Annotated in this window: 21 protein-coding genes; 9 read left to right on the top strand and 12 right to left on the bottom strand. The window is 64.9% G+C overall.

The genetic code is table 11. The features are described from left to right. Nucleotides 1-45: 45 nt before the first annotated feature. From ASG20_RS10695 to pgi, 7 genes are all read right to left on the bottom strand, one after another. Nucleotides 46-822: an SDR family NAD(P)-dependent oxidoreductase gene (locus ASG20_RS10695; protein WP_056051796.1), complete on the bottom strand. Its 777-nt coding sequence runs from the start codon at nt 820-822 to the stop codon at nt 46-48. Between the two features lie 145 nt (nt 823-967). Beyond that, entirely contained in the window at nt 968-2,164 is a 1,197-nt protein-coding gene (locus ASG20_RS10690; protein ID WP_056051793.1) for a thiolase family protein, read from the bottom strand. Between the two features lie 65 nt (nt 2,165-2,229). Then, nucleotides 2,230-3,699 carry a glucoamylase family protein gene (locus ASG20_RS10685; protein WP_056051791.1) on the bottom strand — a complete coding sequence of 490 codons (1,470 nt, stop codon included), beginning with the start codon at nt 3,697-3,699 and terminating at the stop codon, nt 2,230-2,232. Nucleotides 3,700-3,766: 67 nt separating this feature from the next. Further along, nucleotides 3,767-6,724, bottom strand: coding sequence for a TonB-dependent receptor (locus ASG20_RS10680; RefSeq protein ID WP_056051789.1), 2,958 nt, complete (start codon nt 6,722-6,724; stop codon nt 3,767-3,769). 370 nt (nt 6,725-7,094) lie between these two features. Further along, nucleotides 7,095-8,450: a glutathione-disulfide reductase gene (gene gorA / locus ASG20_RS10675; RefSeq protein WP_231420235.1), complete on the bottom strand. Its 1,356-nt coding sequence runs from the start codon at nt 8,448-8,450 to the stop codon at nt 7,095-7,097. Nucleotides 8,451-8,573: 123 nt separating this feature from the next. Beyond that, the gene (locus ASG20_RS10670; protein WP_056051785.1) at nt 8,574-8,951 is read right to left on the bottom strand and encodes a DUF4174 domain-containing protein; all 378 of its coding nucleotides are present in this window, start codon (nt 8,949-8,951) and stop codon (nt 8,574-8,576) included. Nucleotides 8,952-9,120: 169 nt separating this feature from the next. Next, complete coding sequence (gene pgi / locus ASG20_RS10665; RefSeq protein WP_056051783.1) at nt 9,121-10,611, bottom strand: glucose-6-phosphate isomerase; 1,491 nt, start codon at nt 10,609-10,611, stop codon at nt 9,121-9,123. A 125-nt stretch (nt 10,612-10,736) separates the two neighbouring features. Between pgi and lepB the strand changes: the two genes are divergently transcribed. From lepB to lgt, 4 genes are all read left to right on the top strand, one after another. Continuing rightward, the gene (gene lepB, locus ASG20_RS10660) at nt 10,737-11,546 is read left to right on the top strand and encodes a signal peptidase I (RefSeq protein WP_056051781.1); all 810 of its coding nucleotides are present in this window, start codon (nt 10,737-10,739) and stop codon (nt 11,544-11,546) included. Further along, nucleotides 11,543-12,205: a ribonuclease III gene (gene rnc / locus ASG20_RS10655; RefSeq protein WP_056051779.1), complete on the top strand. Its 663-nt coding sequence runs from the start codon at nt 11,543-11,545 to the stop codon at nt 12,203-12,205. Before lepB ends, rnc begins: the two co-directional genes overlap by 4 nt. Nucleotides 12,206-12,478: 273 nt before the next feature. After that, nucleotides 12,479-13,402, top strand: coding sequence for a GTPase Era (gene era, locus ASG20_RS10650; RefSeq protein ID WP_231420238.1), 924 nt, complete (start codon nt 12,479-12,481; stop codon nt 13,400-13,402). Nucleotides 13,403-13,755: 353 nt separating this feature from the next. Next, nucleotides 13,756-14,595: a prolipoprotein diacylglyceryl transferase gene (gene lgt, locus ASG20_RS10645; RefSeq protein ID WP_056051778.1), complete on the top strand. Its 840-nt coding sequence runs from the start codon at nt 13,756-13,758 to the stop codon at nt 14,593-14,595. Here the strand turns inward: lgt and ASG20_RS10640 are convergent, their stop codons facing one another. Next, nucleotides 14,596-15,297 carry an NAD-dependent deacylase gene (locus ASG20_RS10640; protein WP_056051775.1) on the bottom strand — a complete coding sequence of 234 codons (702 nt, stop codon included), beginning with the start codon at nt 15,295-15,297 and terminating at the stop codon, nt 14,596-14,598. 217 nt (nt 15,298-15,514) lie between these two features. Here ASG20_RS10640 and ASG20_RS10635 point away from each other — a divergent pair, with 217 nt between their 5' ends. Continuing rightward, on the top strand, nt 15,515-16,276 hold the full coding sequence (locus ASG20_RS10635) for a hypothetical protein (protein ID WP_056051774.1): 762 nt from the start codon (nt 15,515-15,517) through the stop codon (nt 16,274-16,276). Nucleotides 16,277-16,730: 454 nt separating this feature from the next. Here the strand turns inward: ASG20_RS10635 and ASG20_RS10630 are convergent, their stop codons facing one another. Continuing rightward, nucleotides 16,731-16,949 carry a hypothetical protein gene (locus tag ASG20_RS10630; RefSeq protein ID WP_056051772.1) on the bottom strand — a complete coding sequence of 73 codons (219 nt, stop codon included), beginning with the start codon at nt 16,947-16,949 and terminating at the stop codon, nt 16,731-16,733. 197 nt (nt 16,950-17,146) lie between these two features. Here ASG20_RS10630 and ASG20_RS10625 point away from each other — a divergent pair, with 197 nt between their 5' ends. The 3 genes from ASG20_RS10625 to ASG20_RS10615 all read left to right on the top strand — a co-directional run bounded on the left by ASG20_RS10625 (nt 17,147) and on the right by ASG20_RS10615 (nt 19,900). Continuing rightward, the gene (locus tag ASG20_RS10625; RefSeq protein ID WP_056051770.1) at nt 17,147-18,664 is read left to right on the top strand and encodes a fumarate hydratase; all 1,518 of its coding nucleotides are present in this window, start codon (nt 17,147-17,149) and stop codon (nt 18,662-18,664) included. A 44-nt stretch (nt 18,665-18,708) separates the two neighbouring features. Continuing rightward, a complete protein-coding gene (locus ASG20_RS10620) occupies nt 18,709-19,335 on the top strand; it encodes a hypothetical protein (protein WP_056051769.1) in 627 nt (208 codons plus the stop codon). A gap of 70 nt (nt 19,336-19,405) precedes the next feature. Further along, a complete protein-coding gene (locus ASG20_RS10615) occupies nt 19,406-19,900 on the top strand; it encodes a DUF2501 domain-containing protein (protein WP_056051766.1) in 495 nt (164 codons plus the stop codon). A gap of 790 nt (nt 19,901-20,690) precedes the next feature. On the opposite strand, the gene ASG20_RS10610 is transcribed toward ASG20_RS10615, so the two are convergent. Next, nucleotides 20,691-21,293: a hypothetical protein gene (locus ASG20_RS10610; protein ID WP_330218669.1), complete on the bottom strand. Its 603-nt coding sequence runs from the start codon at nt 21,291-21,293 to the stop codon at nt 20,691-20,693. Nucleotides 21,294-21,387: 94 nt separating this feature from the next. Between ASG20_RS10610 and ASG20_RS10605 the strand changes: the two genes are divergently transcribed. Next, complete coding sequence (locus ASG20_RS10605; protein WP_056051762.1) at nt 21,388-21,765, top strand: PRC-barrel domain-containing protein; 378 nt, start codon at nt 21,388-21,390, stop codon at nt 21,763-21,765. Between the two features lie 8 nt (nt 21,766-21,773). On the opposite strand, the gene ASG20_RS10600 is transcribed toward ASG20_RS10605, so the two are convergent. Together ASG20_RS10600 and uvrB are read right to left on the bottom strand one after the other, a co-directional pair. After that, on the bottom strand, nt 21,774-23,087 hold the full coding sequence (locus ASG20_RS10600; protein WP_156364220.1) for a PQQ-dependent sugar dehydrogenase: 1,314 nt from the start codon (nt 23,085-23,087) through the stop codon (nt 21,774-21,776). Nucleotides 23,088-23,390: 303 nt separating this feature from the next. Continuing rightward, the gene (gene uvrB / locus ASG20_RS10595; RefSeq protein ID WP_056051759.1) at nt 23,391-25,589 is read right to left on the bottom strand and encodes an excinuclease ABC subunit UvrB; all 2,199 of its coding nucleotides are present in this window, start codon (nt 25,587-25,589) and stop codon (nt 23,391-23,393) included. Between the last annotated feature and the right edge of the window lie 71 nt (nt 25,590-25,660).

The raw sequence follows: 25,660 nt of genomic DNA, 5'->3' as shown, positions 1-25,660 counted from the left end.
CCTGACGGAGGGGGCGGCAAGCGGAACCGCTGTTTAGGTCGCGCCTTACCTACGAGCCTTCTGCAAGGACCCCGCAATCCGCCGCGCAAGACTCCGCGGCGTAAACCGTATCCCCTCGGCCATCGCGAAGTTCAGCGCACCCGACACCTTCACCGCCCGGTTTGCGGCCAGCGCCGCCAACCCGTCACGCACCACCGCCGCCGGATCGCTCGCCAGTCGCTCGAACAGCGCGGTATCGCCGAGCCCAGCCACATCGGCGAACTCGGTCCGCGTGGGCCCGGGGCACAGCGCCGCCACGCGCACGCCCTTGCCCTTCACCTCCTCGTGCAACGCCTCGGAAAAGCTCAGCACGAACGCCTTGCTCGCGTAATAGACCGCCATCCACGGCCCCGGCTGGAACGACGCGACCGAGGCAAGGTTGAGGATCCCGCCCGACCCACGCGCGATCATCTGCGGCAGCACGGCATGCGTCAGCGCCACCAGCGCACGGCAATTCAGGTCGATCATGCCCAGTTGCAGCGCGCTATCCAGCTCCGCGAAATCACCCCGCGCACCGAACCCGGCATTGTTGACGAGTATGTCGACCGGCAACGCGGCGGCTGCGATGGCAGCAATGAGTGTGTCCGGACCAGCCTGATCCGCAAGATCGGCGGCGAAGACATGCACCGTGACGCCGTGCGCCGCACGCAGTTCGGCCGCCAGCGCCTCCAACCGATCAACCCGACGCGCCGTCAGGATCAGCGCATTGCCTTCAGCCGCAAGCGCCCGCGCAAAACCCTCGCCCAAACCCGCCGATGCGCCGGTGATCAATGCCGTCGTCATAGCCCGCATCCCCATCCGAGAAGCCACGAACCTGCGCCGCCGCTGATGTCTTGGCAACTACACCCTCTCCCATCGGGGAGAGGGAAGGGGCCCGCGGCGTCTTCGCCGTGGGAAGGGTGAGGGCACGGCTCCATCAGCCCCCGCGTCAAACGATCTCGAACAACCCCGCCGCGCCCATGCCCCCCGCGGTGCACATCGACACCACGACATAGCGCACCCCGCGCTTGCGCCCCTCGATCAGCGCATGGCCGACCAGCCGCGACCCCGTCATCCCGAACGGGTGCCCGACCGCGATCGCGCCGCCGTTGACGTTGTACTTGTCCGGATCGATCCCGAGGAAATTGCGGCAATACAGGCACTGCGACGCGAACGCTTCGTTCAGCTCCCACAGCCCGATATCGGCCACCGACAGCCCCGCGCGGTCGAGCAGTTTCGGGATCGCGAAGATCGGCCCGATGCCCATTTCCGCCGGGCTGCACCCCGCCGCCTGGAACCCGCGATAGATCCCCAGGATGTCCTTCCCCTCGGCCTCGGCGGTCCTGCGATCCATCAGCAGTTGCGCCGACGCGCCATCGGAAAGCTGGCTCGCATTGCCCGCAGTCACGCTCGATCCCGGCCCCGAGAACTCGCCGCCCGGCCACACCGTCTTCAGTCCGCGCAGACCCTCCAGCGTCGTCCCCCCGCGAATGCCCTCGTCCTGCGACAAGGTGACGCTTTCGATCCCGGCATGCGCGCCCTGCTTGTCGTAAAGCGCCTTCTCGACCGTGATCGGCACGATCTCCTCGGCGAATGCCCCGCTAGCCAACCCGGCCGCGGCACGCTGCTGGCTCATCGCGGCATATTCGTCCTGCGCTTCGCGACTGATGCCGTATTTCTCCGCGACGATCTCGGCGGTCTCGATCATCGGGATATACGCTGCCGGCTCCTTGGCGATCACGCTCGCATTGACGTAGCGCGGCGCATCCTTGGTCACGGTGAAGCTGATCGACTCCATCCCGCCGGCCAGCGCGACGTCGGCCTCATTGCAGATGATCGTCCGCGCCGCGAGCGCCACCGCGGTCAGCCCCGACCCGCATTTCCGGTCGAGCGTGAACGCCGGCACCGACTCCGGAAGCCCGCCCACGAAGATCGCCATCCGCCCGGCATTGCCGCCTTGCGTGCCGTGCTGGTTGCCGACGCCCCAGAACACCTCGTCGATCCGCGCCGGATCGATCCCTGCACGTTCGACGACCGCGTTCATCACATGGCCCGCGAGTACCGGCGCCTCGGTCGCGTTGAACGCGCCGCGATACGCTTTGCCGATGGCGGTACGGGCGGTCGAGACGATGGCGGCTTCACGCATGCTGGAACCTTTCGAGGATCGGGTATGCCATTCCTCTAGGCGGTCCGGCGTGGCGGGGAAACCCCTCAAGGGACGCGGGCGAGCCATCCCCCGGTAAACCCGGCACGATCCAGCCCGCGACGGATATGCGGGTTCTTCCGCATCGTGTTCCAGACCATGCCGGTCCGCCAGTTCTCGATCATCGCGACGATCGGCCCCTGGTCGATCCCGAGATAGTCCGAGTCCACCCAGCCGACGTCGGGGACGATCCGGCCGTGCTTCAACGGTTCGCCCATCTCGGTCAGCGTCGGGTTGAACGCGTCGAAGAACCCGTATTTCCCGTAGATGCCCTTCCCATAGCGATCGTGCATCGCGGTGATCGCCGGAATGACGAGATCGGGCGCGAACACGATTGATCCGACCGCGGCGGTCGGCGCGAGCGTCCCGTCGTCGCGCGCGCCGGGGCCGCGCTCGGAATAACTGAAGAATTCGCGTTGCCGCCCGCCGATCGTCGCCTTGAAATCGCCGGGCCCGTCGCACGCCGTCAGCCCCCAGATGTCCGGTCCATAGCCCGCGAACCCGGCGCCGTTGCTGCCGCCGTTGGCGATCGCATAGTCGCGCTGTGCGATCGTCGCGCGCTTGCTGTTCTCGAAATAATCGATGTCTTTGGTCGCGATATACGCGTCGCGAATGCCGCGGAAATCGACCCAGACATGGCTGTACTGGTGCACGAACAGCGGCGGGTAATGGAGATAGGCCGCACCGTACCGATCGGTCCAGCTCGGCTCGAACTTCGCGGTCAGCGCGGTCCAGGTCGACGGCGGCAGCGGATGCGTTGGCGAGCCCAGCGCGAGGAGGTACATCAGCATCCCCTCGTTGTAGATGTTCCAGTCGCTCGCGATGAACCCGCTCTCGGGGTGCCAGCCCATCGACAGGAACGGCGCGCGCGGCGTGATCCAGGTCCAGTCGACCGCACCGTAGATCTGGTCGGCCAGCGCCCGGATCCGTTGTTCCTCGGAGTGATCCGCATCGAACCAGCTCTGCGCGAACAGCATGCCGGCGAGCATCAGCGCGGTGTCGATCGTCGACACTTCCGCGCGCGCGAACCGCTGGCCCTTGGTGATGCCGAGGAAGTGGTAAAAGAAGCCCTTGTAGCCGCTGTTGCCGGTCGGCTCGGGACCCATCCGCGCGTCGGCGAAGAACGACAACGTCGCGAGTGTCCGCTTGCGCGCCTGTTCGCGCGTGATCCAGCCGTTGACGACGCCGATCGGATAGGCGGTCAGCGCGAAGCCGACCGCGGCGATCGACGAGAAGGACGGCGTCGGCCAGCGATCGAGCGCGAGCCCGGTCACCGGATTCGTCGTATCCCAGAAATACAGGAACGCGCGCTCCTGCAGATTGTCGATGAGCGGGTTGGCGGACGGCGCCGGCGAAGGGGTAAAGCCCGTAACCTCTTGAAACGCTTTGACGATCGGTCGTCCGACCGATGTACACCCTGCTGTCAGTCCGCCAAGTGATAGTGCGCCGGTGCCCAGAAACTGCCGTCTGTCGAGCATGGATACTCCTGATCGGGGACCGCCGATGGCGGCAGGCGACCAACATGGCCGCCCGTCGATTAACGCATCAGAAACGATATCCGACCCTGAACTGGAAGCGACGCGGCAGGGTGAGCAGCCCGGTCGGCAGGTTGGTCGGCCCGCCGAACCTATAGGTCTCGCCGACCCCGAGGTTGCCCGAATAGCCGGTATAGTTCTTGTTGTTGAAGGCGTTGAGCAGGTCGACCGCGACGTTGATATTGTGCGTGTTGAACACCTTGATGTTGTTCTGCAGCGTCAGATTGACCTCGCAGAACGCGAACACGCTGCCGAGGCAGTTCTTCGGCCGGTACAGCGATCGGATGGTCTGCTGGTTGATGCTGGTGCCCGCGGACTGGTCGAGCAGCTGGAACGCGGTGCCGCTGCCGAGCGTCGTCAGCGTCGAGAACTGGAACCCGACCGGCAGGTCGACGATGCCCGACAGGACGATCCGGTGGCGCTCGTCCTGATCGGCGATCGGCCGCCAGCCATATTTGTCGGGCGTCACCTTATCGAGGCTGAACAGATCGCCGCCGTCCTGCTCCGCCTTCGACAGCGTGTAGGCGAGGTTCAAGCCCCAGCCCGACGACACGGTGTAATCCTTGTCGATCGTCACGAGCAGCGCCTTGTAGCGCGTGCGCAGGCCATCATAGCCGATCAGCACGTTGCCGAAGCCGTTCTCGCGCGGGATCGACGTGTCGCAGCACGATCCGTCCGCATTGCGCGTCGCGAACAGGTGCGTGTAGCCGTTCTGTCCGCGGACATACGACCCGGTCACCGAAGCGCGGAAGATGCCGAACTTCTGGCGCAGGCCAAGGCTGAACTGGTCGGTCGACGGCGCCTTGGCGTTGTTCTTGACGGCGAACAGTTCGGGCAGGCCGGTCTGCGCGGTCTGGCGCAGCGCGAGCAGGCCCTCCCGCGTCTGATAGCTTTCGTTCCACACCACCGTCGGATTGCCGTCGCGCGGCTGGCCATCGCGTGAGAAATAGAAGATGCCAGTCTGGTATTGCAGGCGGAATTGCTCGTCGAGCGTGTTGTTGAAGACGTTGCGGTCGTAATATTTGCCGTAGCCGCCGAACAGGACGGTGCGCTGGTCGTCGTTGAAGTCGTAGCTGAAGCCGACGCGCGGCTGGAACATGTCCTTGCGCGTCGGGCGATCGGTGCCGTCGGTGATGTAGTTCGCGGGATCGAAATAATCGGTCCGGGGCAGCGCGTTCAACGTCGCGACCGCCGCGGCGGGCGTGCGATACTTGTTGTTGAACAGGTTGCTCTCATAGTCCCAGCGCAGGCCGAGGTTGAGCTGCAGCTTGTTGGTGATATCCCAGTCGTCCTGCAGATATACGCCGAGCTGCGAGTTCGACGCGATGATCCGCGGATTGCCCACGCCGAGCTGCGCGGTCGCCGGGAAGCTGAAATCGAGCCCTCTTTTCGCGTCGTTCTGGAAAAAGTAGTTCGGCTGGACGTAGAAGTTCTTGGTAAAGTCGTAATCCTGGAAGGCGAAGCGGATGCCGCCCTTGATCACGTGGTTGTCCAGACCGTTATACGTCAGGTCGTCGCGTAGCGTGTAGCTCTGCTGGCTGATCCGCTGTGTCGAATCCTTGCCGCCGAAGGTAATCACACCCTCATATTGGAAGCTCGGATCGTCGGGGTTGAGCGACGACGGGTTGTAGACCGTATCGAGATAGGTTGCGTTGAATTCGTTGACGAAACTGTCCCCGGTATAGGTCCATTTGTACATGTAGGTGTCGGTCTTGTTGATCTTGTTGACCGCCGCCGAATACGCGATGTTGGCCGAGCCGAAATTGGCGCCGAACCCGGTGATGTCGGTCTCCTGGCGGCGGCTGAACGAGAGGTCGAACACCTGGCGTTCGTCGGGCGTGAAGGTCAGCTTACCGAAGTAGAAATCACCGCGATACGGGCTGACATAGGTGCCTTCATACTGGCCAAAGCGCGCGAGGGTTTCCGGGTTAGGGTTGCCGACGGTCACGCTCGACGCGCGATCCTGGTCGTTGCCTTCGTACGCGCCGAAGAAGAACAGCTTGTCCTTGATGATCGGGCCACCGAGCGAGATGCCGTATTGCTTGCGCTCGAACTTCGGTTTGCCGCGACCGGCGCGCTCGTCGATGATGTTCGCGGCGGTCAGGCTGCGGTCGGTATATTGACCGAACATCTCGCCGTGGAAATCGTTGGTGCCCGACTTGGTGATCGCGGTGATGATCGCCGACCCGGCCTGCTCGTACTCAGCCTTGTAGTTCTGCGTCAGCACGCGGAATTCGCCGACCGCGAGCTGTCCGAACGGGTTGCCGCGGCTGTCGGTCTGGCCGGCGATGCCGCCCAGCGTCTGGCTCTTCAGGCTGGTGCCGTCGATGAAGACGTTGACCTGGCTCGCGGGCGAGGCACCGGCGGTGATGCCCTTGTTGGTCTCGCTGTCGTTGTAGCGGACGCCAGGTGCGAGCGCGGCGAACGTCAGGAAATTGCGATCGCCCTGCGGCAGGATGCGGATCTGGTTCTGGCTGACGTTGGTCGCGACTTCGGAGGTCTTGGTCTCGACCAGTTTCCCCGCGGTGACGACGATCTCGCCGCCTTCGTTGGCCCCGCCGGTGGTCGTGCCACCCTCGGCGGTCGCGCCGGCAGCAGGGGCCGCCGCGGTCGGTGCGGCGAGCACCGCGTCGAGCGTCGCGGACTGGCCGACGCCGACCGAGATACGCTGCGCCGAAATCTTGCCGTCGGGACCGGTGAACGTGATCGTGTATGTGGCGGGGCGCAGGCCGTTCAGCACATAGCTGCCGGTCGTGCTGGTGGTCGCGCGAAACGTCTGGTTGGTCCCGTCATTGACCGCGACCACGGTCGCGCCGGCGACCGTCGCCCCGGTCGCATCGCGCACCTGCCCGCGGATCGCCGCGGTCGTGGTCTGCGCCGATGCGGGGGCAACCAGTGCAGCCGCAGTGCCGAGTATCGTCGTCGTCGCCAGTGCGGCGCGCAACGCCGTGGCCATCATCGTCTTCATGTCCCAAAGTCCCCTGTTGGAAGGCGCATCGGGACAGACGGTACGCGCATCGCACCGTCAGGTCGGGCTGTGCGCCGACTGTCGGTATCCTGCGTCGCGATTTCCCGCGCTTCCATGCCCTGATCCACTCCCGCGAACCGCTCCTCATGGAGACGGTCCCGGCGCCGCGCATGTTTGCGTATGCTGCCGGGAGAGGGGGCTTACGCCGCGTTTTGGCCAGCATCCAGCCTTCGGCCAGGGGGCGTGGTCGTTGCGCGACAAGACGTGTCTTTTCCGCAACAACCCATGTGTGGCAGGTATTTGCTGCTCACCTGTGACTATCAGGACGGTGATCCGCCTCGACGTTTGCTCGCCGAAAGCAGAGAATCCCTTATTTCATAAGGACTAATTCTTCCGCCATCGTCGGATGCAGTGCGACCGTCGCGTCGAAGTCCGCCTTGGTCAGTCCGGCCTTTACCGCCACCGCGGCGGATTGCAGGATTTCCGGGCAGTCGGGCCCGATCATGTGGATACCCACCACCCGGTCGGTCTCGCCGTCGCAGATCATCTTGTACAGCGAGCGCTCGTTGCGGCCCGCCAGCACGTTCTTCATCGGCCGGAAGTCGGACGTGTAGACCTTCACCGATCCCAGCGCCTGCTTGGCCTGCGATTCGGTCATGCCGACGCCGGCCATCGGCGGGTGGCTGAACACCGCCGCGGGAACGTTCGCGTAATCGACCCGTGTCGGCTTGTTGCCGAAGAACGTGTCCGCGAACGCCTGCCCCTCGCGGATCGCGACCGGGGTCAGCTGGATCCGGTTGGTGACGTCGCCGACCGCGAAGATCGATGCACAGCTCGACATGTTGTCCTCGTCGACGATCACCGCGCCCGCCGCGTCCATCTCGACGCCAGCGCTCTCGAGCCCGAGCCCCTTGGTGTTGGGCAAGCGGCCGGTCGCGAACATCACGAGATCGACGACGATCGGCTCGTGGCCCTTCATGCTGACCGTCAGGCAGCCATCCTCACCCTTCTCGATTCGCTCGAACGCGGCGTTGAAGCGGAAATCGATGCCCTTGCTCATCGAGATCTGGAGCAACCGGTCGCGGATCGACTCGTCATAGCCGCGCAGGATCACGTCGGTCCGGTTGACCAGCGTCACGTGCGAACCGAACTGGTGGAAGATCCCGGCGAACTCGTTGGCGATATAGCCCGCACCGGCGATCAGTACGCGTTTCGGCACGTCGTCGAGGTGGAACACCTCGTTCGAGGTGATGCCGTGCTCGGCGCCCGGGAATTCGGGCACCAGCGGATGTGCACCGACCGCGATCAGGATCTTCGCGGCGGTCTTGACGGTGCCATCGGCCAGCGTGACTTCGTTGGGCCCGGAGACGACCGCGCGCTGGTGGATGATGTCGACATGGTTGTTCTGGAGCGTCTGCGTGTAGGCGCCGTTGATCCGGTCGACCTCCTCCATCACGTTGTCGCGCAACGTCGGCCAGCTGAACGCGCAGTCGTCGGGCACCTGCCAGCCGAACCGCTTCGCGTCCTTCAGATCCTCGGCGAAGTGCGCGCCGTAGATCAGCAGCTTCTTCGGTACGCAGCCGCGGATCACGCAGGTCCCACCGACCCGATACTCCTCCGCGACCGCGACGCGTGCGCCGTGCGCGGCGGCGACACGCGACGCACGTGTCCCGCCTGAGCCTGCGCCGATGACGAAGAGGTCATAGTCGAATGTCGAGTCAGTCACGCGTATTCCTTCACCGTCACCCCGGACTCGTTCCGGGGTCCACCGTGCCATCGGTTCGGGTGCCACTTGGGGCACGGCGAAGGCCGGAACAACCCCGTCGAGGCGATCGGTGTGATCGGTTTCCTAGCGCTGGCCAGCCTTGCGCATCGGCATCGCGTCGATCGTCTGTTCGAGAACGGCGGCGGGGAAGGGCGTGCCGCTGCGCAGTTTCTCGCTGCCATCCTTGCCGATCAGGATCGCGGTGAACCCATCGGGAAGGCGGTATTTGTGGCGGATCGATGCGGCGGTGTCGCCCGCCCCGCGGATTTGATCGCCCACAACCTCGACGACGGTGAGGTCGCGCGCGTCGCCCCTGGTTTTCCAACCGGCGAGGATGCGACGTTGCGCGGCGAGCGACGCGTCTCCGGCGGTCGGTGCCGCAACGATCAACACCCGCCGCTCCCACTTCATCTGCGCGATGGTGGGAGAGGCGGCGAGCGCTACGGCGAGGAAGATCGACATGAAGGTGAAACGCGCGAGTAACGCGAGCGCTCCTCTCCAATACCACCCCGGCGAAGGCCGGGGCCCAATTGGGAAAACTGGGGTTTGATCCACCGCGGTTCACCCAATCGGGCCCCGGCCTTCGCCGGGGTGGTGTAGTGGGGTGGGGTCGCTACCCCACCCCAAACCCTCACCCAAACGCGCGCTTGATCAGATCGTCCGTCGAAGGATCGAACGTCTGCCCGCCCTTCTCCGCAGCCTTCGCCATTTCCTTCCCCAGCTCGACCCCGAACTGATCGAACGAATTGATCCCCAACAGCACGCCATTCACGAACACCCGGTGCTCGTAGAATGCGATCAGCGCACCCAGCGTCCGCGCATCCAGATCGTCCAGCAGCACCGTCGACGACGGCCGGTCGCCCGAATAGCTCCGCGCCGGATCCTCGACCTGCTTGCCCGCCATCAGCGCAGCCCCTTGCGCGAATGCGTTGAGCAACAGCGCCCGATGATGCTCCTCGGGCAGCGTATCGCCCGGCTCGATCACCGCGATGAACTCGACCGGCACGAGATGCGTGCCCTGATGGAGCAACTGGAACACAGCATGCTGCGCCTCCGTACCGACGCCACCCCAAGTGATCGCCGCCGACGGACGCCCGAGCGGCTGCCCGTCGACCGTCACCGACTTGCCGTTCGACTCCATCTCCAACTGCTGGAGATAGCTCGGCAACAACCGCAACCGCTCGTCATACGCGAACGGCGCGCGCGTCTCGGCATGACGGATCTGCGTGTAATACAGGTCCGCGAACGCCGCGAGCGCCGGCGCGTTCTCGTGAAGCGCCGATAGCCGGAAATGCCGATCCATCTCGGCCGCCCCCTCGAGCAGCTCCTCGAACCGGTCCCACCCCAGCGCGATCGCCGCCGGGAACCCGATCGTCGACCACAGTGAATATCGCCCGCCGACGCTCTCCGCGAACGGCAGGATACGCGTCTCGTCGACACCCCATTCCATCGCCTTCTCAGGCGACGCGGTCAGCGCGATCACGCGGCCATACGGATCCTCGACATTATGCTCGGTCATCCACTGCAGCACGCTTTCGGCGTTCATCAGCGTTTCGGTCGTGGTGAAGGTCTTGGACGCGACCACCAGCAGCGTCGCCGCCGGATCGAACTTCGCGAACACGTCTTCCAGCGCCACGCCATCGACATTGGCCACGATCGCGACGTCGTAGCGCTTGTCGTCACGCCCCAGCGCATCGACCAGCAACTGCGGCCCCAGCGCCGACCCACCGATCCCGACGTGCAGGATATGCCGCACCGGCCCGAGCGCTTCCGCCTCGATCGCATCGATCAGCGTCCGCATGCGCTGGTGGCTCGCCTGCGCGATCGCGACGCTCTCGGGCTTGCCCTCGCCGCGCTCGGCAGTGTGCTCGACCGCGCGGCCCTCGGTGACGTTGACGACCTCGCCCGAGAACAGCGCCTGGCGCTTGCCCGCCAGGTCCTGCGCCTTCGCCATTTCCTCGAACGCGGTGACCATGTCCGTCGTCAGGTGAGTCTTCGACCAGTCGAAGTGGATCCCCGCGACGTCGAGGCTCAGCTTCGAGAGGCGCTCCGAGTCCGCCGCGAACAGGTCGGTCAGCTTGGTGGCGGGCAGGGCTTCGATCTTGGACCAGTCGGCGGTCATGCTACTTCTCCGAATAGACGTGCGCGCCGGTCATGCTGCAAGCGCGAGACCGCGACAACGCTCTTTCGGTGACTGGTATCCCGCACACGCTTGACGATAGGCGCGGTCTGGGCAAACCCGCGCACATGGCAAATGACGTGAAGACGAAACCCCAGCGGTCCGAAACGAGCGAAACCTTCCGCTTCCTGCTCAAGCTGGCGGTGGTCGTGCTGATCCTGCGCAGCTTCATCTTCGCGCCGTTCAGCATCCCGTCCGAATCGATGCTGCCCCGGCTGCTGATCGGCGACTATCTCTTCGTCTCGAAGTGGAACTATGGCTATTCACGCTGGTCGCTCCCCGCCGGCGTGCCGCTGATCCCCGGCGGCGTCTTCGGCAGCACGCCGACGCGCGGCGACGTCGTCGTCTTCCGCGCACCCGAAGTGCTCGACCATGACGTCATCAAACGCGTCATCGGCCTCCCCGGCGAGACCGTCCAGATGCGCCAGGGCACCGTCTACCTCAACGGCAAGGCAATCCCGAAGCTCCGCATCGCCGACTTCACGATCCCGCTGACCGCCAATTTCAACGCCGAAAAATGCGGTGCGCCGTTCGTCGACGTGCTCAACAACGTGCAGATCTGCCGCTACCCCCGCTTCCGCGAAACCTTGCCAAACGGCCGCAGCTACGAAGTCCTCGACCAGGCCGAACTCCCCGACCGCGACGACACCGGTCTCTACACGATCCCCGCCGGCCACATCTTCGTGATGGGCGACAACCGCGACGACAGCGGCGACAGCCGGTTCCCCGCACCGCAGGGCATGGGCTACGTCCCGCTCGAGAACGTCGAGGGCAAGGCGGTCGTCAACTTCTTCTCGACCGACGGCGACGCCGAATGGCTAAAGCCCTGGACCTGGGTCAGTGCCGCGCGCTGGAGCCGTATCGGGGAAGGCTTTTGAGCGACCTCGCCGGCTGGCTGAAGACGCTCTTCGGCCGCGTACCAACCGACCTCGCCCCCTATGAGCGCGCGCTGACCCACGGCAGCCAGGCCGCGGCGAACTATGAGCGACTCGAGTTCCTCGGCGACCGCGTCCTCGGCCTGATCATCGCCGAATGGCTGTACGAACTCTTCGCCACCGATCCCGAGGGCTCCCTGTCGAAACGCCTCAACGCGCTCGTCACCGGCCCGGTCTGCGCCGACGTCGCCCGCGAACTCGGCGTCCGCGCGCATCTGAAGCTCGGCAAGCAAGCCCGCGACGACGGCGCCAGCGACAGCGACAACGTGCTCGGCGACGTGATGGAAGCGCTGATCGGCGCCTGGTACCAGGAAGCCGGCCTAGACGCCGCCCGCAAGTTCGTCCGTGGCGCCTGGGGCGATCGCGTCCAAGCCGGCGCAAAGGCCCCCCAACACCCCAAGTCCGCGCTCCAGGAATGGGCCGCCGCGCACAACCGCAAGCCCCCCGAATACACCATCGTAGAGCGCACCGGTCCCGGCCACGCCCCGAAATTCACGATGTTGGTGTCGGTCGGCAAACTCGCCGAAGCCACCGCGACGGGCTCCAGCAAACAAGAAGCCGAAACCGCAGCGGCCAAGGCATTGCTCGATAAGCTCGGCTGAGAAGGTTGGTTCAGGCGGAGACGCGGAGCCGCGGAGGTGATGCGGTTGGAACTCTGGCCTTGCCCCGAACGCCTCCGAGCTAATCGGCGGCGCATGATCGCAGACGGCGCGAGCCCCATCCACACCATCTCCGCGCCTCCGCGTGAACCAACTTCTCTTTCCTAAACCGTGAACCGCGCGATGACAGGCAGGGCCACAGTTCGGCGGGAATGACGCGAGGGCGTTTTGTCTGTATGACCGTCTCCGAATATCCCGATGCCGAAAAGAGCCTAAGTGACCGAACCTACCACGCCTGAAATCTCCACCCCCAAGCATTGCGGCCTAGTCGCCATCGTCGGCGCGCCGAACGCGGGCAAGTCGACGCTCGTCAACGCGCTCGTCGGCCAGAAGGTCGCCATCGTCAGCCCCAAGGCGCAGACGACGCGCGCGAAACTGATGGGCGTCGCGATCGAAGGCGACACGCAGATCCTGCTCGTCGACACCCCCGGCATCTTCGAGCCCAAACGCCGCTTCGACCGCGCGATGGTCGCCGCCGCCTGGGGGGGCGCGGAAGGTTCCGACATCATCGCGCTGGTGGTCGACGCAAAGGGCGGCATCGGCGGCAAGGTCACGACGATCGTCGAGTCGCTGGTCGGCCGCACCGAGCCGATCTGGCTGATCCTCAACAAGGTCGATCTCGCCGACAAGACCAAGCTGCTGATCCACGCCGAGAAACTGAACGCGCTGCTCCCGTTCGCCGAGACGTTCTTCATCAGCGCTGGCACCGGCGACGGCCTCGCACACTTCAAGACACAGCTCGCCAAGGCGATGCCAGAAGGCCCGTGGCACTACCCCGAGGACCAGGTCTCCGACTCGACCGAGCGCGCACTGGCCTCCGAAGTCACGCGCGAGCAACTCTACCTCCAGCTCCACGCCGAACTCCCCTATGCGAGCACGATCGAGACCGAGCAGTATATCGAACGCCAGGACGGGTCGCTGGAGATCCACCAGCAGATCCTCGTCGAACGCCCCACCCAGCGCGCGATCGTCCTCGGCAAGGGCGGCGTCCGCATCAAGGAGATCGGCGCTCGCTCCCGCATCGAACTCGCCTCGATCACCGGCAAGCCCGTGCATCTGTACCTGCACGTAAAGGTCAAACCCGGCTGGGACGAAGACCGCGAAGTCTATCGCGACATGGGCCTCGACTGGGTCGACTGATCCCGCGAAAATATCCCCCCCCCCCCGGCGAAGGCCGGGGCCCAATTGGGGGACGTTTGTAACTACGGACAGCGTTCCGTTACTGCGACCTTTCCAATTGGGCCCCGGCCTTCGCCGGGGTGGGAGCGGAGTTGTGTGGCGTAGCGTTAAAATAAAAGAAGGATGTTCCCCCGCGAAGGCGGGGGTCCAGTCTGGGCCCCCGCCTTCGCGGGGGAACAATCTCGGGTCAGTATTTCGTGATCCGATCCCGCAATAGTCAAACCGTTACTTGATCGCCTGGTCGAAATCGCGCCGTCCTCTCGGCCGCGCATGCTATCGTCCCAACGCCCGCTCAGCCGGACGAGGATCCCACGATGCCGACCATGATCGATGCGACCTCAGCGATCCGCTACGACCAGCTTCCTCTTTCCCCGGTCGCCTGGGATTTCGGCCTGTTCCAGCTCAGATGGTACGCGCTCAGCTACATCGCGATGATCGCCCTCGGCTGGTGGTATCTACGGAAAATGCTCCGGCGATCCGCTGCGCCGATGGCCGAACGCCACGTTGACGACCTCGTCTTCTACCTGGCGCTCGGCATCATACTCGGCGGCCGCCTCGGCTATTGCCTCTTCTACCGGCCCGAAATCTTGCGCGATCCGCTGGAGGTGCTGAAACTCTGGCAGGGCGGCATGTCGCTGCATGGCGGGTTCCTCGGCGTGATCGTCAGCCTCATTGTGTTCACCCGCCGCCATCGCCTCTCGCTGCTCCGCGTCTGCGATTATGTCGCGTGCGCGACGCCGTTCGGTCTCGTTCTGGTGCGGATCGCCAATTTCGTGAACGGAGAATTATGGGGCCGGCCGAGTTCGCTGCCCTGGGCGGTGATCTTCCCCGGCACGCAGGACGGCATCCCCCGCCACCCCAGCCAGCTATACGAAGCCGCGCTCGAGGGCGGCGTCACCATGATCGTGCTCGCATATCTGTTCTGGCGCACCAACGCGCGGCTTCGTCCGGGGCGGCTGCTCGGCACCGGACTGATCCTCTACGGCACAGCGCGGTTCCTGCTCGAATTCGTCCGCCAGCCCGACGCCGGGCTGGATCACCTGTGGTGGGGCCTGACGATGGGGCAGACGTTGAGCGTGCCGATGATCGTTGCGGGTATCTGGTTCTGGGGGCGGTCCTATACACGATCGTCCGTCACGCCCGTGCCTGCCTGACTATCGGCTCAGCACCTCCTCAACCCAAGCCGGCACCAACACCCCAGCCGCACCGATCCGCGTCTGCTCGAAAAACACGCTCCCCATCGACGGATCTAGGCTCAGCTCCAGCGTCCGCGCCCCATGATACGCCGCGGTCTGCACGAACCCCGCCGCCGGATACACCGCGCCCGACGTCCCGATCGAAACGAACAGATCGGCCTTGGCCAGCGCCGCCTCGATCCGCTCCATCTGGTACGGCATCTCGCCGAAGAACACGATGTCCGGCCGCAACGTCGCAGCCCCGCACGCGCCGCAAACCGATCCCTCCGGCAAAGCCCCCGTCCAAGCCTCACGCGCACCGCAAACGGCACACAAGGCCGACAGTAATTCCCCATGCATATGCAGCATCCGCGTCGCCCCCGCCCGCTCGTGCAAATCGTCGACATTCTGCGTGACGATTAGCAACTCGCCCTCCCAAGCCGCATCCAGCCGCGCCAGCGCGTGGTGCGCGGCGTTGGGCTCGACCGTCGCCAGAGCCGCGCGCCGCAGATCGTAGAACCGGTGCACCAGTTCCGGATCCGCCGCGAGCGCCTCGGGGGTGCACACGTCTTCGACACGGTGCCCCTCCCACAAGCCACCCGGTCCGCGAAACGTCGCGATCCCGCTCTCCGCCGAGATGCCCGCGCCCGTCAGGACGACGATGTTTCTGATATCCTGCATCGGCGCATTCTAGGCGGAGCAGCGTCGCGCGGAAAGCCGAAGTCGCCCTGCCGCCGCCAAAATGGCCTTCCAGTCGCCCGCACGCCCTGTCCATCCGATGCGACCGATTGTCCCTTCCGGCGTTGAGGTACATCGACCATATCATCATGGCCGTCTGCGAACCGATCGCCGGTGCCATTTCGGCGCTACGCTTTGATATTGTGAAGGATTTACTGCGATGTTGACGAAAAAGCTGATGCTGCTGAGCGGCGTGGTCGCGGTCCTCGCCGGCTGTGGTCAGACGACTTCGACGGACTCGAACACCACGACTGCGAACATCGCCATGGGCAACACCAGCGCAACGGCGAGCGCGACCCCGGCTGTCAACCGCGTCCGCGGCGTGATCACCGCAATCGGCGCCGACGCGCTCACGGTCCAGACCTATGACGGCAAGTCGGCCGCCGTGCCGCTCGACGCCAACACCAAGTTTGCCTGGGTGGTGAAGTCCGACCTGTCGACGCTCAAGGACGGCGACTTCATCGGCACCGCGACGACCGGTCCCGACGACGCCCTGCGCGCGGTCGAACTGGTCATCTTCCCCGAGGCGATGCGCGGCACCGGCGAGGGTCATTATCCTTGGGACGTCCCCGGCGCGGTTGCGGCTGCAGGCGGCGGCACGAACGGGTCCAGCGCGATGACCAACGGCACCGTCGACGGGCAGAGCGCGATGACGAACGGCACGGTCGCGCAGCAGAGCGGCATGACCAATGGCACCGTTACCGGCGGCGCAGGCAAGCCCGGCGAGACCAAGCTGAGCATCTCGTACAAGGGTGGCAAGGCCCAAGTCGTCGTTCCCGTCGGCACGCCGATCGTCCGGTTCGAGCCGGCCGAGCGCACCGTCCTCGCCAAGGGCCAGAAGCTGTTCGCGATCATCTCGGCGGACGCCAAGGGCGCCAGGTCGGTCGCCGTCGGCAAGGATGGCTTGACGCCACCGATGTAATCGCACCGATGCAGGATGTGCCCCGGCAGTCATGCAGGGGCGCTGGCAATGAAAGCGGGCTGGAATGATCGCAGGGTCATTCCAGCCCGTTCTCGTTTCATACTGTAAGTCTGTCGCCAGCGTATGCGTGTTGCAGCGCCGAGCGCGACCGACGACCAAAAAAGCGGCTCGGCGGGAGATCCGCCGAGCCGCCGAGGGTCCGTCCAGGGAGCTTCACTTCGCCTTGACGTTGCGACTTTGTAATCCACATCGCCGTGATAGGAATACGCTGAACTATTGATCGGCGACGAGCCGCCTTAAAAACAAGACAAGATTACAAACAGGCAAGTAAAGGATAAATCTGTTCGTTGCCCTGTTTGTAAAACGACTAAAACTCCCCCGAGGCGGGGGAGTAATATTGCTAAACTCCCAAATAAATCAGCAGTCGTATTGCTTCGCTCGCTGACTTACGCGATTATTGGGCGTTCGTCGTACCATTCGACAGCTCGGCATTGCCGAGATCGGTATCATTAGCGGTATCGATGCCATCGACCGCAGAGAAGTTTGCATCCGACTCTTCGACCACCGTGTTCGTCTCGACCGAGCTCGTGTTGGCCGTATCTGCGGTCTTGTTGCAGGCAGCGAGGCCAAGGCCGAGGACTGCAAGTATCGGTACGAATACGATCTTCTTCATGGATAATCTCCGTGTTGATCCGGGCCGAGCGTCGTGTTGCTGTGTGCAACAGGGTGTTTCGGTAGCAAAGGCTACAAGGGACCGACATCGCGCGCAATACCCTATCTACGAGATGGGATATGAGCGGAGCCCGCGTGCTTCCTTCGCGTCGCGAACGCCGTTAAGATGCGCGTATATCCGTATCTTAAAGGCGCTGCATGACCGTCATCACCGAAGCCGACCTGATCGAAAGCGTCGCCGACGCACTCCAGTTCATCAGCTACTACCACCCGATGGATTACATCCGCGCACTGGGCGTCGCGTACGAGGCCGAGCAGAGCCCCGCCGCCAAGGATGCGATCGCGCAGATCCTCACGAACAGCCGGATGTGCGCGGAGGGCCACCGCCCGATCTGCCAGGACACCGGGATCGTCACGATCTTCGTCAAATGGGGCCAGGATTGCCGCCTCGACTCGACCCGCTCCTTGCAGGAGGTCGTCGATGAGGGCGTGCGGAAGGCGTATCTCAACCCCGAGAACAAGCTGCGTGCGTCGATCCTCGCCGACCCCGCCTTCACCCGGCGCAACACCAAGGACAACACACCGAGCGTGATGCATGTCGAGATGGTGCCCGGCAACACCGTCTCGATCGACGTCGCGGCGAAGGGCGGCGGCAGCGAGAACAAGTCGAAGTTCAAGATGATGAATCCATCCGACTCGATCGTCGACTGGGTGCTCGAGATGATCCCGCAGATGGGCGCCGGCTGGTGCCCACCCGGCATGCTCGGGATCGGCATCGGCGGCACCGCCGAGAAGTCGATGATCCTCGCCAAGCAGTCGCTGATGGGCTCGATCGACATGGCGCAGCTGAAGGCGCGCGGCCCGAAGAACGACATCGAGGCGCTGCGGATCGAGATCTATGACAAGGTCAACGCGCTCGGCATCGGCGCGCAGGGGCTGGGCGGGCTGTCCACCATCCTCGACGTGAAGATCTTCGACTGGCCGACCCACGCCGCGTCGAAGCCGGTGGCGATGATCCCCAACTGCGCCGCCACGCGCCACGCGCATTTCGTGCTCGACGGCTCGGGTCCGGTGTATCTGGAAGCGCCGAAGCTGGAGGAATGGCCCGACGTCAACTGGACACCCGACAAGGCCGCGATCCGCGTCGATCTCGACACGCTGACGCCCGAAGTCGTGCAGACGTGGAAGCATGGCGACCGCCTGCTGCTCAACGGCAAGATGCTGACCGGGCGCGACGCGGCGCACAAGCGGATCAAGGACATGCTAGACGCGGGCGAGCCCCTGCCGGTCGATTTCAAGGGTCGCGTGATCTATTATGTCGGGCCGGTCGATCCGGTCGGCGAGGAAGTTGTCGGACCTGCCGGCCCCACCACGGCGACGCGGATGGACAAGTTCACGCGGATGATGCTCGATCAGGGCCTGCTGGCGATGGTCGGCAAGGCGGAGCGTGGGGGCGATGCGACCAAGGCGATCGCCGAGGCCAAGTCCGCGTATCTGATGGCGGTCGGCGGTGCGGCGTATCTGGTCGCCCGCGCGATCAAGGGCTCGAAGGTAGTCGGCTTCGCCGATCTTGGCATGGAAGCGATCTACGAATTCGAGGTCAGCGACTTCCCGGTGACCGTCGCGGTCGATTCTGCAGGCGAGAACGTCCACCAGCTCGCACCTTTGGTCTGGCGTGAGAAGATCGCGCGTGAGGGGTTGCTGACGCCGGCATGACGATGCGCGCAGGCAGAAGGGGGCGGGGGCCCGTCCGATGGATCGTGACCGTCTTCCTTCTGCTTGCCGTCGCGGTTGTCTACGCGCCGCAGTTGCTCGCGTTTCCGTATAAGCAGCACGTCGGCACCGTCACCGTCTATGCCGAGCGTCCGATCGATCCGCGTATCGCCAGCGAACTGGCGCGCGCGGAAGGGTTGCTGCGCGCCAGCCCGATCTACACCGGGCCGCTCGATCGGTCGCTGTTCCTGACGGACGGTGGCTGGCGGTGGCGCCTTTTGGCGATCCAGTCGCCGGGCGCCTTCGCGTTCCGCCGGCCCTTCAGTTCGGCGATCGTCTTCAACTGCAGCGACGTCGCCGCCGACCGCGTGACGAACGATCGTGCGGTCGGCGGCATTCGCACGCTGTCCGGCGGGATTGCGCACGAGACGACGCACATCATGATCGCCAATCATCTTGGCGAAGTACGTAGCGCGATGCTCCCGACCTGGCAGCAGGAGGGGTATGCGGATCATGTTGCGCGCGAGAGCAGCCTGACGGACGCGGAGGCCGCACGCCTTCGCAGGACCGATCCGGCCGCGCCGGCACTGGTATATTACGATGCCCGCCGACGGGTCGCGGCGGCGTTGGGCGCCAGGCGCGGATCGGTCGACGCGTTCTTCACGGGCGGCTGAACGAAGCCGAGCCCGGAACGCACCCCGGCCAGTCCTGTTGGTGATACGACCTCATCGGAGCACGCTCATCATGCCCAAGACCGCAATCGCCCTCGTCGCAGCCTTCGCCCTCGCGACTTCCGCATCGGCCCAGACCAGCGCACCGGAATCGGCGTCGACGCAAAACGGTCTTGGCGGTCTGGGTGGACTTGGCGGCCTGGGTGGCCTGCTCGGTGGTGCGTTGCCGAGCGTCGGATCGATCGGTGCCGGGAACGCCGCCGGCCTGCTCGGCTATTGCCTGAAGAACAATCTGCTCGGGCAGGGTGGTGCGCTTGGCGCGCTGACCGGTGGGCGGAATGCACCGCGAGCGGGCAGCACCACGAAAGCCCCGGCGACCGGCGCGCAATCGATCCTCCAGCGACTGACCGGACGACAGGGTGTGCAGACGTCGCCGGGCTATGCCGCCGGGCAAGACGGCGAAGTGCAGGCGCCGAACGGACAGGCGTTTTCGCTCGACGATCTCGGCGGGCAGGTGAAGACGCGGATGTGCAGCATCGTCCTCAATCGGGCGAAGTCGTTCCTGTAGGGGGCGGATAAGGGGGGACGGTCGCAAGCCGCATGGCGGATCGAGAGAGTGCATTGGCGGCGCTCTTAGCCCTGGCTACTTCACGTCATCCTGACGAAAGTCAGGATCCAGAGTAATCAGGTACGGCCCATGCGACCCTGGATCCTGACTTTCGTCAGGATGACGGTGGAGGAGTTGGCACGCATTGTTTCCCCCAGGCTGCTTCACCGTCGTCTGACGCAAGCTTACTTTCCAGGTCCTTACCTTGAGGCGGAACACAAGAAGTAGCTGGCACAGCGAAGAAGCAAGTCACCCGCTCAGCCTGCTCCTACCAACATGGTCAGCTATGAGGGCCGGGCTGACTTCGACGACGGTGGACATCGTCAGCCTACGCAATGTCGTCGTAGACGGCAACTGGGTCGACCACCGCCACCCCGACACCCCACAAACGAAAAGAGGCTGCCGGATCGTCTCCCGACGACCCGACAACCTCCTGACATGGTCAGCGGCCGGAGAGCTCCAGCCCGGAGGACCATGCGTACCGCCTATCCTATGGACCACGTGTTGACTGGGAGAGGATACTCCCCACGCGGACCGGCGGACTTAGCGGTGCGTCCCCCGAACGAACCGAACCGAACTCACTGCTGAACCATGAGACATCGGATCACCTCCTTTCGCTTGTTGAAACAACGCGGCCAAGCCTGACCGCAACGCCAATGTGTGCCGACCGCGCCTGCGATACAAGCCTTGTTTTACGGAAGTTTTCGGGCAATCCTGTGCGACTGCCAGCCACCCGCTGACTCGATCGAAATCAGCCGCGGCAATCCTCGGTGACCCGCTCTATCTCGGCCCAGGCGGGCACGACGAGCGGCGGCAGGCCGGGCTGCTGGACAACGAACCGTCCGCGACTGAACCCCATCGCCTCCAGCAACGAATCGTTCGGCATCAGCGCGGCCGCGACATAGGGCGGCGTGCCCCCGGTCGGCTGGACCGACACCGCGCGCGTCACGCTCGACGTGCGGATCGTCAGCGGCGTCGCCATGCTTCCCGCGCGCGACAGATAGATCGCGCGCGCCGCCGTGTCGCAGCGTAGCGTCAGCGACGCATCGGCATTGGCCGGCCCGAACAGTGCGATCGAACCGCGCGCATCGCGGCGATACACCCATGTCCCCGGTGAATACGGCCAGTCGCGCCAATCAGCGGCGATCGGTACCGGGCGCGGCGTCGGCGCGGGCGGGGCCGCCACAGTGCGCGGCGGAGGCGGCGGCGCTTCGGCCCGCGGCGGCGGGACACAGCCGGCGATCGACGCGAGCGCCGCCAGACCGGCAAGACGCGCCAGGACGCGGGGGTTGGCAAGCGATCGAAAGCCGACGAGGGAAGGAGACGGGATGCGCATCACATCGCTATGCGGCACGACCGGCGGTCGCTCAAGTACGACGAAGCGCGCTAGCCGGGAACCGCCGCACGGTGATACCGGTTCAGCGACGGAAGAAATCAGGAGAACGTCCATGTCCGATACCGCCGCCCAGACGCCGACCCAGCTGCTCGTCCAGTCGAACATCTCCGGCACGATGAAGGTCGAGAGCCGCGACGGCGACAATGTCGGTTCGGTCCACGCGTTCATGGTCCACAAGGGCACCGGCCGCGTCACCCACGCCGTGCTCAGCCTCGGCGGCTTCCTCGGCATGGGCAAGAGCTTCTACCCGCTGCCGTTCTCGCTGCTCCAGTTCGACGCCGTCCGCGACCTCTACGTCGTAACGATCGACAAGCGCGTCCTCGAAGGCGGCCCAAGCTGGGCGAACAATGCACCGGTGTTCGACCAGGCCTATGCGGACCGCGTCGCGAGCTATTACGGGTCGAGCAGCGAAGACCTCGTCGTCGGCTGAGCCTTGCGCTAGCCTTGGTCGATGCTGAAGATTTCGCCATCGTCGTCGACGATATAGGCCTGACCATCGCTGGCCACGCCAAACGAAACCGGGCGATCGATCGTGCCCTGATCCGGCGCAAAATCCTCGTTGCGCCGCTCTAGCATCGGCCCCTCGATCGTCCCGGCACGGCGCAGTGGATCGGCGGGCGTCGTGAACAGGGCGCCGTTGCGATCGGCGAAAACATAGACGCCCGATAGCGAGGCGATCGTTGGCGAGCCGACGAATCCGCCCACGATCGCTTGGCCGAAGTGCGTGCCGCCGGTGTGCGGATATTGGATCGAAGGGTCTACGACGTCGGCCGGAGGGGTGCCGCGGACGATCTTGGTCCCTTCCTTGAACGGCCAGCCGAAATTCGTCACGGGTGCGCCGAGCGCCAGGAAGTCGACCTCCTCGGCGACATCCTGTCCGCTGTCGGCGATCAGCAGGCCACCGCTGTAATACGCGCCGCCGTTCGGATTTCGCAGGCCTTTCGCAATCGCCGAAACCAGGAAGAACTGCGGAGAGGCTCCGGCATAGGGATCCGGATTGTTCGTCACGCGAAGGATCTTCCCCAATCTTGACGATGAGTCCTGCGCGCTGCCAGCCGGGTCGCCGGCGCCACCGGCATCGCCCGTCGCGATGATCAGGTTGCCGGCGTCGTAGCCCAGCCAACCCCCGCCGGGATATTGGGGTGCGGACACTGCCAGCAGCGGACCGCTATTATCCGGGACAGTCGGCCCCGCCTGGTTGCGGAGATAGCGCTGAACGATCAGGAATCCGTTGGGGTTCGTGAACATCACGTGGAAGATACCGGTGGTGGCAAACGTCGGTGCAACCGCCAGTGCGATCACCCCGCGGTCGCCGGTTCCGACATTGGCGACCTGATAGAACAACGTCCGCGCACCGGTCTGCGGGTTCAAATCGTAAATCGCGCCGGATCGTTCCACGACCAGCATCCGCGTCGCACTCAGGCTGGCGATCGCGACAGGGTGGATGAAACCGGTCGCGACACGATGGACGGCGATCCCCTCCTTGCTGTTCGTCACGGTGACCTGGAGTGCGATCGTGCTGGTTGCCTGACCGTCGCTTGCGGTCAGCTGGACCAGATAGACGTTGTTTCCGTCGAGGTCGGTCGGCAGTTCGAAATTCGGCGGTGCCACAAAGCCGAGCTGGCCGGTTCCGTTCAGCGTGAATTTCGCGGCATCCGCGCCGCCGCTGATCGCGTAGGCGACCGGGGCGCCCTCGGGATCGGTTGCAGCAGCCTGATAGACGATGGCCGTCGTATTCTCGACTACGCTCACGGCATTGGCCGATGTGAAGACCGGGGGCGCGTTCACAGGAGCGGGGGGCGGCGTCGGGGCCGTGGGCGGAACGGTCGGCGAACTTGCCGAATCGCTACCGCCACAGGCCGTCAGCAGTAAGGCCGCGATCGGCGCCGTGATCGCGGCAACTGCTGCCCACGGACGCGATGCGCCGCGCGAACGCGTGACGGCTTTGATGGTAGCGATAATCGTTACTCCCCAGAACCCGGCCCCCGCCGGATCAGCGACGCTACCGTGGATCCGGGCGGACGCCAAGGGGCGGGGCGACCGAAGTTCGACCGATTATCGCGACCGCGAGCCCCCCATCCGCATCTTCTGGCTCTTGCCGTAGCGTGTCTTCCGCGTGCCCGGCTTGCCCTCGTTAGAGCGGCCCATGACCGGCGCCTTCTGCTGGTCGACCGGCAGGCCCAGTTCCTCGTTCTCCAGCTGTCGGATTTCGTCGCGCAGGCGCCCGGCGGTCTCGAACTCCAGATCCGACGCAGCCTTGCGCATCTGCTTTTCGAGGTCCTCGATGTACGCGCGCAGGTTGTGGCCGACCATGTGCGGGCGGTCCTCGTCGATCGGGATCGTCACCTGATCCTGGCTCGCGACGTGCGCGATGATGTCGCCGATGTTGCGGCGGATCGTCGTCGGGGTGATGCCGTGCTCGGCGTTGTACGCGACCTGTTTCTCGCGGCGACGCGACGTCTCGTTCATCGCGCGCTCCATCGATCCGGTGACGCGGTCGGCGTACAGGATCACGCGGCCATCGACGTTGCGTGCCGCGCGACCGATCGTCTGGATCAGTGATGTCTCGGAGCGCAGGAAGCCCTCCTTGTCCGCATCGAGGATCGCGACCAGTCCACATTCGGGAATATCGAGCCCTTCGCGCAACAGGTTGATGCCGATCAGCACGTCGTACACGCCCAGACGGAGATCTCTGATAAGTTCGATGCGTTCCAGCGTCTCGACGTCGCTGTGCATGTAGCGGACCTTGATGCCCGCCTCGTGCATGTATTCCGTCAAGTCCTCCGCCATCCGCTTGGTTAGCGTGGTGACCAGCGTGCGGTAGCCGAGCGCCGTGGTCTTGCCGACCTCGACGATCAGGTCCTGGACCTGCTCCTCGACCGGCTTGATCTCGACGGGGGGATCGATCAGCCCGGTCGGGCGGATGACCTGCTCGGCGAACACGCCGCCGGTCTGTTCCATCTCCCAACTGCCGGGAGTCGCCGAGACATAGGTCGTCGGCGGCCGCATCGCGTCCCATTCGTTGAAGCGCAGCGGGCGGTTGTCGATCGCGCTCGGCAGGCGGAAGCCGTATTCGGCGAGCGTTAATTTACGCCGGTGATCGCCGCGCGACATGCCATTGATCTGGCCGATCGTGACGTGGCTCTCGTCGACGAAGAGCAATGCGTTGTCGGGGAGATATTCGAACAATGTGGGTGGCGGCTCGCCGGGCATGCGTCCGGTCAGGAAGCGGCTGTAATTCTCGATCCCCGCGCAGGAGCCCGTCGCGGCGATCATCTCCAGATCGAAGTTGGTGCGCTGCTCGAGGCGCTGCGCCTCCAGCAGCTTGCCCTCCAGCACCAGCTCCTTCAACCGCTCGGCCAGCTCATGCTTGATCGCCTCGCCCGCCTGTTTGAGCGTCGGACCGGGGGTCACGTAATGCGAGTTTGCATACACCCGAACCGAGTTCAGCGACGCGACCTTCTTGCCGGTCAGCGGATCGAACTCGATGATCTCCTCGATATCGTCGCCGAAGAACGAGATGCGCCACGCACTGTCCTCGTAATGCGACGGGAAGATCTCGAGTGTGTCGCCCTTCACGCGGAAATTGCCGCGCTGGAACGCCGCGTCGTTGCGCTTGTACTGGAGCGCGACGAGTTTCCGCACGATCTCGCGCTGGTCGACCGTCGTGCCCTTCTTCAAGTCGAAGATCATCGCCGAATAGGTCTCGACCGAGCCGATGCCGTACAGGCAGGACACCGACGCGACGATGATGACGTCGTCGCGTTCGAGCAGCGCGCGGGTGGCGGAATGCCGCATCCGGTCGATCGACTCGTTGGTCGAGGATTCCTTCTCGATGTACGTGTCGGAGCGCGCGACATACGCTTCGGGCTGGTAATAATCGTAATAGCTAACGAAATATTCGACCGCATTGTCGGGAAAGAAGGACTTCATCTCGCCGTACAGCTGTGCGGCCAGGATCTTGTTCGGCGCAAGGATCAGCGCGGGTCGCTGGACGCGGTTGATGACGCTGGCCATTGTGAAGGTCTTGCCCGAGCCGGTGACGCCGAGCAGCACCTGGTCCTTCTCGCCGTCGCCGATCGCGGAGACGAGTTCGGCGATCGCGGTCGGCTGGTCGCCCGCGGGTTCGTATTCGCTGACGAGGTTGAACCGCTTGCCGCCCTCGACCTTGTCGGGGCGCGCGGTCGGGCGGTGCGGGACGAAGCTTTCGCCGGTTTCGGGCTCGGCGAGACTGGTGCGGATCTGAATGGCCATCGAGGGGGAATATGGGGAACATGGCCTGAGTCGGCAACGGCCACGGGACCTGTTTGGCCGATGCCAAGTTT

This window comes from Sphingomonas sp. Leaf198 (assembly GCF_001424005.1).
GTDB lineage: Bacteria > Pseudomonadota > Alphaproteobacteria > Sphingomonadales > Sphingomonadaceae > Sphingomonas.
Note: the sequence above shows the minus strand (reverse complement) of the source record. Positions and strands in the feature narration are given on the sequence as shown.

What these genes read in the sequence shown, in the direction of transcription:
- ASG20_RS10695 (WP_056051796.1), bottom strand. Translation starts at nt 822, where the DNA reads ATGACGACGGCATTGATCACCGGCGCATCGGCGGGTTTGGGCGAGGGT.
- ASG20_RS10690 (WP_056051793.1), bottom strand. Translation starts at nt 2,164, where the DNA reads ATGCGTGAAGCCGCCATCGTCTCGACCGCCCGTACCGCCATCGGCAAA.
- ASG20_RS10685 (WP_056051791.1), bottom strand. Translation starts at nt 3,699, where the DNA reads ATGCTCGACAGACGGCAGTTTCTGGGCACCGGCGCACTATCACTTGGC.
- ASG20_RS10680 (WP_056051789.1), bottom strand. Translation starts at nt 6,724, where the DNA reads ATGAAGACGATGATGGCCACGGCGTTGCGCGCCGCACTGGCGACGACG.
- ASG20_RS10670 (WP_056051785.1), bottom strand. Translation starts at nt 8,951, where the DNA reads ATGTCGATCTTCCTCGCCGTAGCGCTCGCCGCCTCTCCCACCATCGCG.
- pgi (WP_056051783.1), bottom strand. Translation starts at nt 10,611, where the DNA reads ATGACCGCCGACTGGTCCAAGATCGAAGCCCTGCCCGCCACCAAGCTG.
- lepB (WP_056051781.1), top strand. Translation starts at nt 10,737, where the DNA reads ATGGCAAATGACGTGAAGACGAAACCCCAGCGGTCCGAAACGAGCGAA.
- lgt (WP_056051778.1), top strand. Translation starts at nt 13,756, where the DNA reads ATGCCGACCATGATCGATGCGACCTCAGCGATCCGCTACGACCAGCTT.
- ASG20_RS10640 (WP_056051775.1), bottom strand. Translation starts at nt 15,297, where the DNA reads ATGCAGGATATCAGAAACATCGTCGTCCTGACGGGCGCGGGCATCTCG.
- ASG20_RS10635 (WP_056051774.1), top strand. Translation starts at nt 15,515, where the DNA reads ATGTTGACGAAAAAGCTGATGCTGCTGAGCGGCGTGGTCGCGGTCCTC.
- ASG20_RS10630 (WP_056051772.1), bottom strand. Translation starts at nt 16,949, where the DNA reads ATGAAGAAGATCGTATTCGTACCGATACTTGCAGTCCTCGGCCTTGGC.
- ASG20_RS10625 (WP_056051770.1), top strand. Translation starts at nt 17,147, where the DNA reads ATGACCGTCATCACCGAAGCCGACCTGATCGAAAGCGTCGCCGACGCA.
- ASG20_RS10615 (WP_056051766.1), top strand. Translation starts at nt 19,406, where the DNA reads ATGCCCAAGACCGCAATCGCCCTCGTCGCAGCCTTCGCCCTCGCGACT.
- ASG20_RS10605 (WP_056051762.1), top strand. Translation starts at nt 21,388, where the DNA reads ATGTCCGATACCGCCGCCCAGACGCCGACCCAGCTGCTCGTCCAGTCG.
- uvrB (WP_056051759.1), bottom strand. Translation starts at nt 25,589, where the DNA reads ATGGCCATTCAGATCCGCACCAGTCTCGCCGAGCCCGAAACCGGCGAA.